A 15,830-nucleotide genomic window follows, 5' to 3' on the forward strand; every position below is an offset into this window, starting at 1 on the left:
GATTTTGCGTAGCCTGTTCTTAGCCAGGGAATTGACATGACCAAGAACGGCAGCGACGCCGTCCGGTTGTGCACAGGGCGCCATCCTCGGTACCTGCGGCAAGCCAAGCGATGCGAGAAGGAGGACAGGAGCGGCAAGCGCCACGCTGATCTTCGCGCCTTTTCATGGCCGCGCCAATATAATAGCGGGATCTGCCTTTCTTTCCGGACGCCGTGTTGCCTACTGCCCTCCGCTGGATCCTATACCCCATCGTAGTTGTTGTCGGCCTTGCCGCGATAGCCCTTGCCATGGTGGCCGTGGTCCTTAGCCTGGCCTACCCGAACCTGCCGTCGCTCGAGATTCTTACGGACTACCGCCCCAAGGTACCGTTGCGGGTGTACACGGCGGACGGCTATCTGCTCGGCGAGTTCGGCGAGGAGCGTCGTGCCGTAGTCAGCATAGACGAGGTCCCGCCAATCATGAAACAGGCCATCCTGGCAGCTGAGGACGAGCGCTTCTATCAGCACAGCGGCGTGGACACGCTGGGCATCCTGCGCGCACTACAAGCCAACCTGGTTGGCGGTGGCAAGCGCCAGGGGGCATCGACAATCACCCAGCAAGTGGCCAAGAACTTCTTTCTGTCCTCTGAGAAAACCTACACCCGCAAGCTCTACGAAGCACTGCTGTCTTTCAAGATCGAACACAACCTCAGCAAGGACCAGATCCTCGAGCTCTACATCAACCAGATATTTCTCGGCCAACGCGCCTACGGCTTCGCCGCCGCAGCGCAGATCTATTTCGGCAAGTCGCTGGCCGACCTTACGGTCGCCGAAGTGGCCATGCTTGCCGGCTTGCCGAAAGCGCCCTCCTCCGACAACCCGGTGGCCAGGCCGAAGCGCGCCCGCATTCGCCAGCAGTACGTTCTCAGGCGCATGCTGCAACTCGAGTTCATCAGCGACGAGCAGTATGAGGAAGCTCTGGCGCAAGCCCTGGTGATCAAGCGCGACGTCAGCGAACGACCGATTCACGCCCAGTACGTCACGGAAATGGCCCGCCAGATCGCCGCCGAACGCTTTCCCGAGGATGTCTATACGCGCGGCCTGCGCGTCCACACAACGATTCTCAAGGCCGATCAGGAAGCGGCCTATGACAGCGTTCGCCGCGGGGTCCTGGACTACGACCGCCGCCACGGCTATCGAGGCGCCGAGGGCTACGTCGACATCAGCCGGATTAAATCGGAACAGGACGAGGCCCTCGAGGAACTGTTGCAGGACTTCACTGACGCCGAAGACATGCACCCGGCGATCGTCCTGGAAGTGAGCAAAAAGGCCATTCGAGCCTACCGGCGGGGCGGCGAGATTGTCACTCTCAGCGGCGACGGCCTGAAGTTCGCAGCGAGCATGATCGACAACAAGGCGCCGGCCAACAAGCGCCTCAGCAGGGGCGCGATCATTCGCGTCCAGAGCGACGAAAAAGATAATTGGCGAATCGTTCAGATGCCCGAGGTGGAAGCTGCTTTCCTGGCCGCAGATCCGCGTGACGGCGCCATACGCGCCCTGATTGGTGGCTTTGATTTCAACCGCAGCAAATTCAATCACACCACCCAGGCCTGGCGGCAGCCGGGCTCGAGCTTCAAGCCCTTCATTTATTCGGCCGCCCTTGAAAGAGGCTTCACAGCGGCGTCGGTGGTCAACGACGAACGGATCAGCTTCCCGGCAACGGTCACCGGCAGTCAGGCCTGGGAACCGAAAAACTACGACGGCAAGTATGAAGGGCCGATGCGTATCCGGCGAGCGCTGGCCCGCTCGAAAAACATGGTCTCGATCCGTCTCCTGCAGGCGAGCGGCGTGCGTTTTGTGCAGGACTACGTGACGCGCTTTGGCTTTGACGCCAGCAAACACCCACCTTACCTGACCATGGCCCTGGGCGCCGGCTCGGCAACCCCCTGGCAAATGGTCGCCGGCTACGCGGTCTTCGCCAACGGCGGCTACCATATTCGGCCCTACATCGTCAGCCAGATCCTGGATGACAAGAATCAGCTGCTGGCGCAGGCAGCGCCAACGACTGCCGGCGACGAACGCCTACGCGCCATCGACCCGCGCAATGCTTTCCTGATGGACAGCATGTTACGCGACGTGACCATCTACGGAACCGGTGCGCGCGCTTCGGCGACGCTCAAGCGGCGCGATCTCGCCGGCAAGACGGGAACTACCAATGACCAGGTAGACGCCTGGTTCTGTGGCTACCAACAAACCGTCGTCGCCTGCTCCTGGATCGGCTTTGACCAACCGCAAAACCTTGGCCGGCGAGAAACGGGCGGCTCGGCAGCGCTGCCGATCTGGATTGGCTTCATGAGCAAGGCGCTGAAGGATGTCCCGGAGTCCTTTTTGCCAGCTCCCGATGGAATTGTCTCGGTGGCCATTCCGGATAACGGCAAAGGGCCAGGCCGGGAGCTGTTCTACAAGGAAAACGCACCGGCCGAAATAGCACCCATCTGGCCCGCCGACGATGGCAGCGAAGCCGAGGACTGAGCACTTTTGACAACCGCCGGCAAGACCGCCAAACCAGCCACTTCGTCGCTACGAATCTATTTTCGCCTGCTCGGCTATTTGCGGCCCTTTCTCGGCATGTTCGCGGTCAGCTTGCTGGGCTACATGATCTTCGCCTCGTCGCAACCGATGATGGCCGGAATTCTGAAGTACTTTGTCGATGAACTGAGTGAGCCCAGCAGCATAAGCCGGCAGACGACGGCGCTGACCGGTGATCTGGACCTGATCTACGGCATACCTCTGCTGCTGGTCCTCGTCGTCACCTGGCAGGGGATCGGCTCCTTTCTCGGCAACTATTATCTGGCGAGAGTTTCGCTGGGGCTGATCCACGATCTCAGGCGCGCCCTTTTCGACAGCCTGCTACGTCTGCCGAACGGCTATTTCGACCAGCACAACACCGGCCATCTGATCTCGCGAATCACCTACAACGTGACCATGGTCACCGGTGCCGCGACGGATGCCATCAAGGTCGTCATCCGTGAGGGGATGACGGTCATCTTCCTGTTCGGCTACCTGCTGTGGATGAACTGGCGACTGACGCTGGTAATGGTCGCCATCCTGCCGATCATTGGCGTCATGGTCAGCCGTGCCAGCCGGAAGTTCCGCCGCCAGAGCCTCAAGATACAGGCGACCATGGGCGACCTGACGCACGTCGCCTCGGAAACCATCCAGGGCTACCGCGTGGTCCGCAGTTTCGGTGGCGAGAACTACGAATCGAACCGCTTCCGGACAGCGAGCGAGGACAACACGGCCAAGCAGCTGCGCATGGTCAGAACGAGCGCAACCTACACCCCGGCGCTGCAGTTCGTCACCTTTTCCGCGATGGCGGTGCTGCTGGCTCTGGTCCTGGCGCTGCGCGGCGACGCCTCGGCAGGCGATCTGGTCGCTTATCTCACCGCCGCCGGAATGTTACCGAAGCCGATTCGCCAGCTGTCCGAAGTCAGCTCGACGATTCAGAAAGGACTGGCCGGTGCCGAAAGCATTTTTTCCCAGATCGACGAAGAGCCAGAGCCCGATCACGGGAGCATCGAGAAGGAGCGAGTCAGCGGCCGCCTGGAGGTGAAAGACCTGTCCTTCGCCTATCCGGGCAGCAACACGCGCGTTCTCGATCAGATCAGCTTCGCGGTTGAACCGGGCCAGATGATCGCCCTCGTCGGGCGCTCGGGCAGCGGCAAGTCAACACTGGCCAATCTCATCCCCCGCTTCTACCATCACGACTCTGGCCAGATTCTCATTGACGGGGTCGATGTCGAGGATTTCACCCTGCGCAACCTGCGCCAGCACCTCGCGCTGGTCACCCAGCAGGTAGTGCTGTTCAACGACAGCATCGCCAGCAACATCGCCTACGGCGACCTTTCCGAGGCCCCGCGCGAGGCCATCGAAAAGGCCGCCGAAGCCGCTTTTGCTCGCGAGTTCATCGACCGTCTGCCAGACGGCTTCGAAACCCTGGTCGGAGAAAACGGCGTCATGCTCTCGGGTGGCCAGCGGCAGCGACTGGCGATTGCCCGGGCGCTGCTCAAGGATGCACCGATCCTGATTCTTGACGAGGCGACCTCAGCGCTCGACACGGAGTCGGAACGTCATATTCAGAGCGCTCTCGACCAGGTGATGGCCGGCCGAACGACACTGGTCATCGCGCACCGCCTGTCGACTATCGAAAAAGCCGACCTCATTCTGGTCATGGACCAGGGACGCATTGTCGAACGCGGCAGCCACGCCGAGTTGCTGGCCAACGACGGCCACTACGCGCGCTTGTACGCAATGCAGTTCAGCGAGCCCGCCGACAGCTGATCGGCAGCCGCCAGCGAGCGCCCGAGCGGATCGCTGGGGCAACGCGAGGCTTCAAGCGGCGGGTAGCTGCTCGTCGAGCCAGCGCTGCAGTGCACAGCCTGACGGCCAGTTGCGTAACAGGCGGGCGCGGTCGCGCCGCCAGGCACGCGCATGCGCGATCGCCGAGCGATGTTGCACGACGCCATCGAGGTCGATGAGCAGCACGCGCTCGCCGTCCCAGAGCAGATTGGTGGCCTTGAGATCGCCATGGCTGATGCGATGTCGGCACAAAGCTGCAAATAACTCGCAGATGGCCTTGCCCTCGTCAGCCGGCGGCGCGCTATCGGCCGACAGATGGCTCAGCAGATTCGGGCCCGGGCAGTACTCGCAAATCAGCCAGGCGCGTCGGCGTAGCGGTCCGCAGCGCTCCTCGATCAGCGCCAGCGGCCTTGGCGTCGGGATGTCGAAGAACAGCAGCCGGTGCGCCTCGCGCCACGAATGCCAGGCGCGGCTCGGACGCCACAGACGACCGAGCGCGTGCCGCAGGTTCTTGAGGTTGTAGCGTTTGATCAGCAGCGCGCGGCCTATCACCACGATGCGCGCCACCGTCGTCGTGCCACCATCCTTGAACACCTCGCCGCTGCTGATGGCGCGGTCCGGCGCCGCCAGCAAGGGCGCCAGCACTTCCGCTTCCTCGCGGCGCACGGCGCAAAAGCGTACGCCTGTCTGCTCGACCGCGAACAGCGTGCACTCACGCACTGTCTTGGCCAGCAGGTCCCCCAGGCGCCAGGCTCTGACGCGCTCGATATTGCGTTGCAAGACCGCCTGCTCAGGCAAGCAGGCCTGCTCGGCAGTGTAAGCGGGCAGCAAAGCGCTGAGCTGGCGGTCCCACGCCGGCGGCAACTGCGCCAGGAGAACCGCCAGGTTGGCGCCAGCGTCGGCTGGCGCCAAGGCCTGTCCGCGGCAGATCACGCGCACCGCATCGCCGTCGACGACCAGCACCCTGCCGTCATGACGTAGAAAATTGCCGAGATGCAGGTCGTCCTGGACCAGGCCAGCGGCGTGCAGCCGTCCGAGCATGCCCAGCGCCGGCGCCAGTACGGCCAGCGCCTCGCCGTCCCCGGCGGCCCGTCGGGAAACCCGCTCCCAGGCTTCGGCAAGGCTCTCGGCTGTTTCGAGAAAAACAGTCAGCAGGGCGTAACCACCACCGGCCATGGCCATTGCGGCGAGCACTTCAGGGGTCGGCACGCCGGCATCACGCAGCGCTTCGAGCCCCCCGCGCTCGTACCGCCAATGTTTTTCGCAGCGCCGCCCGACGAAGAGCTTGGCCAGCACGCGCCGACCGTCGAGTTCTGCCTCACCAACCAGCCGCTTGCCGGGCAGGACACGCAGCAGGCGTCGCATGCTCAACTGGCGCCCATCGGCAAGGGCCACGCAAAACGGCAGTCGTGGCTGGCGACCGGCGGCGCGCAGCGTTCTCGCATCGCTCAACACGGGCACGCTCATGGCCAGCGCGATGGCGCTCGGCAGCGCCCGCCGCGCCTACTCTCGGCCATCGAAAAAGTGAACGATCTTGGCGATTCGCTGCCGATCACCATCGCCAACACGCGCCTGGCCTGCGTAGTCAAGGTAGAAGCGCAAGCGCTGACTGCGCGACAGTTTTTTCTTGGCCAGCTTGTCGAGGCAGGCCAGATCCTTGACGATCCGATACTCGAGGACGGCACCACGATAATAGTTGCCAGTCGGGCAATCGATCAGATAGGCCGTCGGCGACGCACCGCCATCGACCAGCAGGTTGCGCCACTTCAGATCGTTGTGCACGAAACGAGCGTCGTGCAGCGTCCTGGTCAGGCTGGCGACCTGCTGCGACACCTGCGTCAGCCAGGCATGATCGCCGAGTCGCGGATCGTCGCTGTGAGCGAGGTAGGCGAGATCCATCGTATCCGGAATTTCCTCGGTCACCAGCGCGCCGCGAACGAAGCCGCCAAAACGCCGCTCGATGCCATAGGCGACCAGGGTTGCGGTCGGAATACCCCAGGCTCGAAAAGCGAGCAGGTTCCGCCATTCGGCACGCACCCGCGGTGGACCCAGCCAGCGCCGCAGACCGAACCAGCGCCGGCGCATGGTCTTGCCGTTACCACTATAGCGCTTGACGTAGTAGCGCTTGTCGCCGACGCCGACGCGCAGCACGCAACTCAGTTGATCGTTGGCTATGCCCTCACCGGCAAGTAAAAAAACGCGCTCGATACTGCCAAACACGGCGCCCGCTTCGCTTGCTGCATACTGTGGATTCACCCACCAGTTTCTCATGTCATTTCCCCTGCCGCCACCTTACGAGCGAAACGTGCCTGCAAGCGAAGTGTTTCGCTCGCCAGATGCGAAAGCAGCGGCGCTTCATCGCGCAGAATACGCCGCAAGGGACAGGCAAAATAAGCCGCCAAAAAACGCAACAGGTCACGCTTGCTCAAGCCGATGTCGACAGCCGAGAAGTATAAAGCCGCCAGATCCTTGTCGCGCCAGCGTCCCGGCAGTTGCCCTCTGAGTTGCGCGCGGTGCAGATCGATCAGAGACAGCCTGAACCGGTCGGCGGTCGGTGCCGGGTCAAGGTGCAGGAGAAAATGACAGAGGTAGAAATCGCGATGATTGATGCCCGCCCGATGCATTCTCCTCGCCATGCCAGCGACACGGGCGATCAGCGCGCGCTTCAAGCGTAGCTCCGGGGGATGCTCTTTCCAGTCCAGGCAGAAGTCCTCGAGACTGAGCGTCGGGGCCAGCTCCTCGGTGATGATGAACGAGTGTTGCCGCCCGGGGTCGCGGCCACGCCGCCCGTAGGCGACGGCGTGCATGCTATCGACGCCGAGTTCGCTCAGGCACTGGATGGCCCGCCACTCATTCGCTGCCCCGAGCACCGGCAGGCGTAGCGAAAGAAGATTCTTGACGATCTCGGTCCAGCCGACACCACGATGAATCTTGACGAAGTAGCCACGCCCGGCGACTTCGGTTCGCAAGGTGCGGCGCGCCTCGAGTTCGCGAAAAATCTCGCCTTCGAGGGTCTCGACGGCGACGAAGGGATCCTGCCCCGCCCACAGCGAGCGAAAGGGCTCGTCAAGGAACAACACGTCGCCGCTCATGACCTTTCCTTGAGGATCAGCTCGGCGGCACGTTCAGCGTTGCTGTAGATGTCGGCCTGCTCGGCAAAGGCCAGGGCGCGAGACTGCCATTGCCGACGTGCTGGCTCGTCACTCAAGACCTGCGCCAGCAGGCGATTGAGACAGGCTTGTTCAAAAGGCTCGGGCACGACCCGCCCGGCATCGGCATCACTGACGAAATGCGCGTAGCCGCAAACAGCGGTGGTGAGCACCGGCAGGCCGGCGACCATTGCCTCGAGCAGCACCGTGCCGGTGTTTTCGTTGTAGGCCGGATGGATCAACAGGTCAGCGCCGAGCAAAAAGCGCGGAATGTCGCTGCGTCCGCGCAGAATGCGCACCCGATCAGCAACGCCGAGCGCTCGCGCCTGGGCATGGAACAGCTGCGCCTCGTCGTCGCCGATGGCGAACAGTCGGCAACGCTTGGCGAGCGCTGCCGGCAGCGTCGCCAGCGCCTTCAGGCTGCGGTCCAGGCCCTTGGTCTTGAAGCCCGAACCAAGCTGCAGCAGAAGCAAATCGTCGGCGGCCAGCGCGAACTCGTGCCGAAAAGCGGCACGGATCGCCGCGGCATTTGCCGGCGCGCGGCGGTCGCGCGCAATTCCCGGCGGCAGCAGATGAAAACGCTCGTCCGGTGTGGCGTAGTACTTCTGGAACAACGGCTTTTGTAGTGGCGAGATCAGCAGGATCTCGGTGCGTGCCCCGGCCCCGAAAACAGCGCGCTCGTATGCGGAGAAATGGCGGTAGCGCCCCGACAGCCGATAGAGCGCACTGCGTAGCGTGCGCGCCTTGTCTTCGAAACAGGGGTCGGCGGCAAAATAGACATCAAGTCCAGGCATCTTGTTGAAGCCGACGACCCGGTCGGCGGATCGGGCCGCCAGATCCTGGCCGACCCAGTGACTGAACTTCGCGTAGCGGCGCGGATTGCTGAGCGCCCTGACCGGCACCAGGACCACCTCAAAGCCCGCCGGAACATCGCCACGCCATTCCAGTGTGTACGCCCTGATGCTGTGGCCGCGCGCCTGGCAGGCCAGGGCAATGCGCAGAAAATCGCGCTGCAGGCCGCCGAACGGGAAGTATTTGTAAAGGCAGAAGGCGATCTGCATCAAGAAATCCCGGCGCTGGCGGCAAGGGTGCAGCGACAGTGCGCAGAGTCACTCACTGCTCGGCACCCTGCTGTACGTCCCGCTGAGCGCCGGCTTCCGCCAGCGGCGCTGCTGCACTGCTGCGCCGCCGCTTGTAGCGGTTGTAGCCCCAGAGATACTGCTGCGGGCACTGGCGAACCAGCACTTCGATCTGCTGATTGATCTGTAGCGCCCGCTCTTCGATGCTGCCCCTGATTGGCTGTGTCGGCGCCTGCAGGTGAAAATGGTAACCGGCGCCGGCGGGCAGCCGTTCAGCCCAGACCATGATCACGCTCGCCCCGGTCTCGACCAGGCGCGCAGCGAGGGTCATGGTGTAGGCCGGTCTGCCGAAGAAGTCCAGCCAGCGGCCTTCGCCAGCCCGCGGCGCCTGGTCCGGCAGCATACCGACGGCTTCACCGCGTTTCAGCGCCTTCAGCAAGCCGCGCACCCCTGACAGATCAGCCGCCGCCAGGTGCAACTGCGCGCGCGCCCGCCCGGCTTCGATCATCGTCTGCAGCCAGGCCTGCTTGGGCGGCCGATAGAGAACCGTGATTGGGGCATGTGTGGACAGGTACTGCGCGGTGACCTCAAAACATCCCAGATGCGGCGTCAAATAGAGGATTCCCTTGCCTCGACGTGAAGCCGCTTCGACCAATTCCCACCCCGACACCTCGACAACCCGACTGGAGGTCTCGGCGAGCGGACGTAACCAGACCCGTGGCAGTTCGAGCATGCCCTTGCCGGCTTCAGCGATGGCTGCCGAACGTAGGCGTCCGGCCTCTGCTGCGCCAAGTGCGAGCACCATGTTGTCGTGCATGTGGCGGCGGTAGGTCGGCGACAGCAGCCAGGTCAGCCAGCCGACAACGAAGCCCAGGGAATGCAGCCAGGCAAGCGGCAAGCGGCTGAGGAAACGAAAAAGTGTGATCACGGTGCGATCCGGTAGCTGCTGAGGTTTGACCCGCCAGCCAGAGAAAAACTATAATTATCCCTCCGCCGAGTTAATCAGGACAACTTGCAGGGCGGGGACGCAGTAAGTGCGGCCAAAAAAATACTGCTAAAGCGTCGTCTGCTCGAACCCCGGAGCCGGCAACGCCGCCGTTTCGGGGTTTTTCCATTGGAGCAGATCAAAGCATGAGCACAGAGCACCTCTTTACTTCGGAATCGGTTTCCGAAGGCCATCCGGACAAGGTCGCCGACCAGATCTCCGACGCCATTCTCGACGCCATTCTCGCCGACGACCCGCCTGCGCGGGTCGCCTGTGAAACCCTGGTCTCGACCGGGCTGGTCGTCATCTCCGGCGAGATCACCACCAAGGCGCACATCAACTATCGCGAAATCGCGCAGGAAACCGTTCGCCGCATCGGCTACAACAACTCCGACATCGGCTTCGACTACAAAAGTTGCGCCATTTTAACGGCCATCAACCGCCAGTCTCCCGATATCGCGCAGGGCGTTGACGAGGGTCAGGGCATCGACCTCGACCAGGGAGCTGGCGACCAGGGACTGATGTTCGGCTACGCCTGCAACGAAACGCCGTCGCTGATGCCGCTGCCAATCCATTACGCGCACCGTCTCATGCAACGCCAGGGTGAAGTTCGCCACGACGGCCGCCTGCCGTGGCTTCGCCCGGATGCCAAGAGCCAACTCACGGTCCGCTATGTGGACGGCAAACCGGTCTCGATCGACACCATCGTCGTGTCCACGCAGCACGACCCGGACGTCTCGCACGCACAGATTTCGGAAGCCGTGATCGAAGAAATCATCAAACCGGTCCTGCCGCCGGAACTGCTCACCAGCGCAACCCGCTATCTGGTCAACCCGACCGGCCGCTTCGTCGTTGGCGGCCCGCACGGGGATTGCGGCCTGACCGGCCGCAAGATCATCGTCGACACCTACGGTGGCGCGGCCAGACATGGCGGTGGTGCGTTCTCGGGCAAGGATCCGTCAAAAGTCGATCGCTCGGCGGCCTACGCCGCGCGCCATGTTGCCAAGAATATCGTCGCCGCAGGCCTTGCCGACCGTTGTGAAGTGCAGGTGGCGTACGCCATCGGCGTCGCCCGGCCGGTGTCACTGATGGTCAACACCTTCGGCACCGGCAAGGTCAGCGACGAAGTCATCGCCGCACTGATCGGCGAGCACTTCGACCTGCGCCCCAAAGGCATCATCCAGGCGCTCCAGCTCTTGCGACCGATCTACCGCAAAACCGCGGCCTACGGCCACTTTGGCCGCGACGAGCCCGAGTTCACCTGGGAAGCCACCGACAAGGCAGCGGCACTTCGCGCAGCTGCCGGGCTCTAGAAATACGGCTCGCGAAGCAGGGAAAGGGGCAGCGAGGCCCCTTTCTTGCTGCGGCATACGGTGTAGACTAGCGCTGGCTCCAGCGTGGAGCAGCCACCGAGAACCCGCCATGCTCAAGCGAATCGGCGTTCAGCAGCTGACTGTCGGCATGTACCTCAAGGAGTTCTGCGGCCCCTGGCTGGAACACCCTTTCTGGCGCTCATCGTTTGTTCTCAGCGATGCCAAGGACATTGCCACTATCCGCGCCAGCAGCGTCAGGGAAGTGTGGATCGATTGTGCCAAAGGCCTCGACCTGCCGCCGGGCGAAGCTGTCGTTTCGGTCGCCGAGTCCGAGGCCCAGGTCGACGCCGAACTGGCAGTTGCGGCAAACAGCGTGCGCGACACGGCACGCGCTCCCAGCGCCGCAGAGTTCACGCGCGCAGCCAAAATTGTCGCCAACTCGCGGCAGGCGGTCACCTCAATGTTCGCGGAAGCGCGAATGGGCAGGACCGTCGACACCGGCGGCGCGCGGCGACTGGTCGACGAGATATCGGACTCGGTAAGCCGCAGCGCGGGCGCACTGATCAGCCTGGCACGCCTGAAGACTGCCGACGATTACACCTACATGCACTCGGTGGCCGTTTGCGCGCTGATGATCGCCCTCGCCCGGCAACTCGGTCTCGGCAACGAAGCGGTGCGTTCTGCCGGCATCGCCGGCCTGCTGCACGACCTTGGCAAAGCGGCCATACCGCTCGACATCCTCAACAAGCCTGGCAAGCTCACCGATGCCGAGTTTGCGATCGTCAAGACGCATCCGGAGAAAGGACACGAAATGCTTCTCCAGAGCAGCGACATCGACCCCGTCGCCCTGGATGTTGTCCTCCACCACCACGAAAAAGATGATGGCTCGGGCTATCCAAAGCGCCTGCGAGGTGCTGCGACAAGCGTCTACGCCAAAATGGCGGCCGTCTGCGACGTCTATGACGCGATCACCTCGAACCGCCCCTACAAGACCGGCTGGGACCCCGCTGAATCCTTGCGCAAGATGGCCGAGTGGAGCACTGGCCATTTCGATCCGTTGGTCTTCCAGGCCTTTGTCAAGAGCATCGGCATCTATCCGATCGGCTCCTTGGTGCTACTCAATTGCGGCCGCATCGGCGTGGTCATCGAGCAGAACGAGAAGTCGCTACTTCACCCACAGGTCAAGGTTTTTTTCTCGACGCGCCACGCGGCCCGCATGCTCCCGGAAGTCGTCAATCTCGCCCGTCCCGGCTGCCGGCAGACGATCATCAGCCGTGAAGACCCCGCCAAATGGAACTTTCCTGACCTCAACGAAATCTGGAGCGGACTGCCCGCAAGCTCGCGCTGACCGCTACGGCAGCCATTCTTCGGCAATCGCCCGGGCCCGCCAGCGCCGACTCCCGGCTCAAACGAACTTAGCAAGCAATTCCGCCTTCTTGGCGTCGAATTCGGCCTGCGAAAGGATCCCCTTGCCGACCAGCGCGTGCAGCTTCTCCAGCGTCGCCACCACCTCGTCGGCACTGAGCGCTGACGCTGCCGTCGGCGCCGCAACGCCCTGCGGCGAAGCACCGACCACTGCCACCTGCCCCGCCGGCACCCCCGCCGCCGGCATGGCCGACCCCATCGCAGTGGTCATTAACTGGCCAATGCCGAGCCCGGCCCCGAGACCGGCGCCTATGCCGGCGAGGCCGCCTTCGTTCTGTGCTGCCAGAGGAATACTGCTCGCCACCTGGTATTGCGTGTAGCGTCCGAGGTCGCCAATCATGTTCATGCCGATACGCGTGTCGAGAACCTTCTGCAGCTCTTCGGGCAGCGACACGTTCTGCACGACCAGGCGGTCCAGAAGCAGGCCATAGCGCTCGAAGACCGCCTCCAGCTTGCCTTTCAGCGCCCGACTCAACTCGTCCTGGTTGGCCGCCATATCGATGAAAGGCACGCCCGACTCGCCGAAGAGGTCGGTCATCGAGCTGATCACCAGGTTGCGCAACTGGCCGTCGAGATCTTCAACCGTGTATTCCGCGCGCGTCCCGGAAATCTCGCTGTAGAACTTCTTCGCGTCACTCAACTGGTACGAATAAATGCCGAAAGCACGCATCCGCACCATGCCGAAGTCCTGGTCACGGATGGTGATCGGGTTCGACGTTCCCCACTTGCGGTCGAGTTGCAAGCGGGTCGACAAGAAATAGACTTCCGACTTGAAAGGCGACTCGAAGAGCTTGTCCCAGTTCTTGAGGTAGGTCAGCACCGGCAGCGTCCGGGTCGTCAGCTGGTAGCGCCCGGGGCGGAAAACATCGGCCACCTGACCTTCATTGACGAAAACCGCGATCTGCGACTCGCGCACTGTCAGCTGCGCGCCATACTGAATCTCCATGTCCTGCAACGGATAGCGCATGGCGAGGATACCGTCGCCCTCTTCAGTCCAGTGAATGACATCGACGAACTGCTTCTTGATGAAGTCCATGAGGGCCATGGTGATCTCCTGAAATCGAGCGTTGGTGATCCGCCGCGGTCACGGGATGAGCGCTCCCGGCAGAGGGTCGGTCAGTAGGGCATGCAGGAAACGGCAATGCGAGCAACAACAGGCAGCGAGAGCGTTGCGCGCAACGCTGTTCAGCTCCCCTGCGAAGCAGCAAAGCGCAACAGCCCGTCGAGAATCAGATTGTCCATCAACTGGCAGGGAATCTTCAAGTGCGCAGCCAAACGCCGGGCGCCGCCGCCAGTCAGCAAACAGCGGGCGTCAGGCTCGTCGGCAATCTCGTCGAACATGCGCTCGACCGCGCCCAGCTGCGCTTGCAGGCAACCGCTGACGATGGCATCCATGGTGTTGCGCGGTTGCGCGCAAAAAACGCCCTCGGCCAGTGGCAGTTGCGCCGTATTACTTGCCAGTGCCGCACGCATCAGGTCGAAACCAGGCAGAATCAGCCCACCCGCAAAAACCCCGGCAGCGTCAAGGCGGTCTACGGTGGTCGCCGTTCCGGCGCAGACCACCAGACAGGCACTGCCTCGAACGGCACGTGCGCCGATCAGCGCCGCCCAGCGGTCGGCACCGAGTTGCCGCGGATTCTCGTAGCGGCTGCTTACGCCACAGGCCGCAGCACTGGCATGCAGGAAAGCGAGCTCGGCGTGGCGCCGGGCAAACAAGCGCGAAATGGTATCAGCGACCGTCGCCCCGGCGACGTTGCAGACCACCCCGCGGGCATCGGCCGGCCACTGCGCAGCGACTCCGGCCAGACTGGCAACGTCAGCAGTGGCCAGCGCGCCGCTGCTCAGCCAGCCGTCGCCATCATGAACGCCCCACTTGATGCGGCTGTTGCCGGCATCAATGGCGACGATCATACGGCCCGCAGCGACACGTCGCCGGACAGACAACGTTCGAGGCCAGCGTCCGTCTGCAGCAGCAAGGCGCCGTCGCTATCAGCCCCCATGCATAATCCCTGCCGGTCAACCAGCACGCCGTCGAGCAAGCGCACTGGCCGCCCCTGCCAGACGTGATACGCCTGCCAATCGCGGCGCAAAGCGGCGAAGCCGCCGTCCGCAAAGCGGTCCATGATCTCTGCCAGGTCGGTCAGCAGTTGTGCCAACAGCTGCTGACGATCTGGCAGCCGCGCCATCACCTGCGCCAGCGCTGCCGGCCGATGCAGAAATTCCTCGTCGCCATCGGGCGGCAACTGCAGGTTCAGGCCGATGCCGATTACCGCCAGCGAGTGATCTGCTGCCGCCTCGAGGTCCACCAGAATGCCGCCGACCTTGCCGCCCGCGAGCAGAATGTCGTTCGGCCACTTCAAGCCCACGCCGCCGACACCACTGTTCGCCAGGCCACGCGCCACCGCCAGACCTACCGCCAGTGACAGGCCGGCGAGTCGCGCAACACTGCCCTCGAAGCGCCAGAGCAAGGAGAAGGTCAGGCTGGCCTCGGGCGTCGACAACCAGCTGCGCCCGCGTCGACCGCGCCCGGCGGTCTGTCGGTCCGCCACCAGCACGGAACCCGACGCGGCGCCCTGGCCGGCGCGTTCGAGCAGCACGCTGTTGGTCGACACGCACTCGGCCAGCGCCACAAGCGTGAAACGCGAGCTTAGCGTGCCGAGCAGGGAATGCACGCGGCGCGGATCAATTCGGCAACTGCTCGCCGCGACAGCGGCAAAATGCGTGTCAGACGTGGCAACGGGCTTGGTGGCGGATTCGTTCATGGCTTCGTCATCAGGAGCAAGGGCTCATTATCGCCGATTATCGCGGCAGGCAGTCCTCGCGATCTTCCCCGCTGCTGGCGTTAACGCCATCGAGTCCGAGCTCCTGAATCTTGCGGGTAATGGTGTTGCGGCCGATTCCGAGGGTCTGTGCCGCTTCGATTCGGCGCCCGCCGGTATGCGCCAGCGCGCGCTTGATCAACACCCGCTCGAAAGCCTGCGTCAGCTTCTCGTGAACCTGACCGGCATCGCTGACCAGCATTCGCTCGACTTCCTTGCCCAGCGCGCTCTGCCAGTCGCTGCTCGCCAGCGCTGGCGTCGCTTCGCGAAGTTCCGGCGGCAGATCGGTGATTTCCAGCAGTTGCCCCGGCGCCATGACCGTCAGCCAGTGACAGAGGTTCTCGAGTTGCCGAACGTTGCCCGAGAAATCCAGCCCACAAAGGTGCTTCAAGGCGGCGTCGGAAAAGCGCTTGCCCTCGACGCCAAGCTCACTGGCACTTTTCTGCAGAAAGTGGCGGGCCAGAATCGGAATATCCTCGCTGCGTTCGCGCAGGCAGGGCAAACGCAGGCGGATCACGTTCAAGCGGTGAAAAAGATCCTCGCGAAAGAGCCCCTGGCGAACCCTTTCCTCGAGATCCTGATGCGTCGCGGCAATGATCCGGACCTTGGTCTTCAGCGGAGAGTGTCCGCCAACGCGGTAGTAATGACCGTCGGAAAGCACCCGCAGCAAGCGCGTTTGCAACTCTGCCGGCATGTCGCCGATTTCGTCGAGGAAAACAGCGG

The 15,830-nt window shown here is 63.3% G+C and carries 13 protein-coding genes; 4 read left to right on the forward strand and 9 right to left on the reverse strand.

Annotated elements, in window-relative coordinates:
* The first annotated feature begins 215 nt into the window (after window positions 1–215).
* Both QZ648_RS23525 and msbA read left to right on the forward strand, forming a co-directional pair.
* A complete protein-coding gene (locus QZ648_RS23525) occupies window positions 216–2,510 on the forward strand; it encodes a penicillin-binding protein 1A (RefSeq protein WP_291998442.1) in 2,295 nt (764 codons plus the stop codon).
* Window positions 2,511–2,516: 6 nt separating this feature from the next.
* Window positions 2,517–4,319, forward strand: coding sequence for a lipid A export permease/ATP-binding protein MsbA (gene msbA / locus QZ648_RS23530; protein ID WP_169066160.1), 1,803 nt, complete (start codon window positions 2,517–2,519; stop codon window positions 4,317–4,319).
* Window positions 4,320–4,370: 51 nt separating this feature from the next.
* Here msbA and QZ648_RS23535 read toward each other — a convergent pair whose 3' ends face one another.
* Genes QZ648_RS23535 through QZ648_RS23555 form a run of 5 tightly spaced genes read right to left on the reverse strand, consistent with a single transcriptional unit; the run spans window position 4,371 to window position 9,493 of the window.
* Complete coding sequence (locus QZ648_RS23535; protein ID WP_291998443.1) at window positions 4,371–5,804, reverse strand: lipopolysaccharide kinase InaA family protein; 1,434 nt, start codon at window positions 5,802–5,804, stop codon at window positions 4,371–4,373.
* Window positions 5,805–5,840: 36 nt separating this feature from the next.
* Entirely contained in the window at window positions 5,841–6,608 is a 768-nt protein-coding gene (locus tag QZ648_RS23540; RefSeq protein ID WP_291998444.1) for a lipopolysaccharide kinase InaA family protein, read from the reverse strand.
* Window positions 6,605–7,429: a lipopolysaccharide core heptose(I) kinase RfaP gene (gene rfaP, locus QZ648_RS23545; protein WP_291998445.1), complete on the reverse strand. Its 825-nt coding sequence runs from the start codon at window positions 7,427–7,429 to the stop codon at window positions 6,605–6,607. Before rfaP ends, QZ648_RS23540 begins: the two co-directional genes overlap by 4 nt.
* Window positions 7,426–8,547 (reverse strand): glycosyltransferase family 4 protein, encoded by a 1,122-nt coding sequence (locus QZ648_RS23550; RefSeq protein ID WP_169066158.1) that lies wholly within the window; start codon window positions 8,545–8,547, stop codon window positions 7,426–7,428. The genes rfaP and QZ648_RS23550 overlap by 4 nt, the downstream gene beginning before the upstream one ends.
* A 52-nt stretch (window positions 8,548–8,599) precedes the next feature.
* Window positions 8,600–9,493 (reverse strand): lysophospholipid acyltransferase family protein, encoded by an 894-nt coding sequence (locus tag QZ648_RS23555; protein WP_291998446.1) that lies wholly within the window; start codon window positions 9,491–9,493, stop codon window positions 8,600–8,602.
* Between the two features lie 203 nt (window positions 9,494–9,696).
* Between QZ648_RS23555 and metK the strand changes: the two genes are divergently transcribed.
* Together metK and QZ648_RS23565 are read left to right on the forward strand one after the other, a co-directional pair.
* The gene (metK, locus tag QZ648_RS23560; RefSeq protein ID WP_169066156.1) at window positions 9,697–10,863 is read left to right on the forward strand and encodes a methionine adenosyltransferase; all 1,167 of its coding nucleotides are present in this window, start codon (window positions 9,697–9,699) and stop codon (window positions 10,861–10,863) included.
* A gap of 109 nt (window positions 10,864–10,972) precedes the next feature.
* Window positions 10,973–12,211, forward strand: coding sequence for an HD-GYP domain-containing protein (locus QZ648_RS23565; RefSeq protein WP_291998447.1), 1,239 nt, complete (start codon window positions 10,973–10,975; stop codon window positions 12,209–12,211).
* A 57-nt stretch (window positions 12,212–12,268) separates the two neighbouring features.
* On the opposite strand, the gene QZ648_RS23570 is transcribed toward QZ648_RS23565, so the two are convergent.
* From QZ648_RS23570 to QZ648_RS23585, 4 genes are all read right to left on the reverse strand, one after another.
* The gene (locus QZ648_RS23570) at window positions 12,269–13,333 is read right to left on the reverse strand and encodes an SPFH domain-containing protein (protein ID WP_291998448.1); all 1,065 of its coding nucleotides are present in this window, start codon (window positions 13,331–13,333) and stop codon (window positions 12,269–12,271) included.
* 140 nt (window positions 13,334–13,473) lie between these two features.
* Window positions 13,474–14,199, reverse strand: coding sequence for a type III pantothenate kinase (locus tag QZ648_RS23575; RefSeq protein ID WP_169066153.1), 726 nt, complete (start codon window positions 14,197–14,199; stop codon window positions 13,474–13,476).
* Complete coding sequence (locus QZ648_RS23580; RefSeq protein WP_169066152.1) at window positions 14,196–15,050, reverse strand: biotin--[acetyl-CoA-carboxylase] ligase; 855 nt, start codon at window positions 15,048–15,050, stop codon at window positions 14,196–14,198. Before QZ648_RS23580 ends, QZ648_RS23575 begins: the two co-directional genes overlap by 4 nt.
* 37 nt (window positions 15,051–15,087) lie before the next feature.
* The coding region (locus tag QZ648_RS23585; protein WP_291998449.1) for a sigma 54-interacting transcriptional regulator at window positions 15,088–15,830 on the reverse strand (743 nt) is incomplete at its 5' end.

Origin of the sequence: Candidatus Accumulibacter sp. ACC012, from assembly GCF_907163155.1 — a bacterium.
Classification (GTDB): domain Bacteria; phylum Pseudomonadota; class Gammaproteobacteria; order Burkholderiales; family Rhodocyclaceae; genus Accumulibacter; species Accumulibacter delftensis.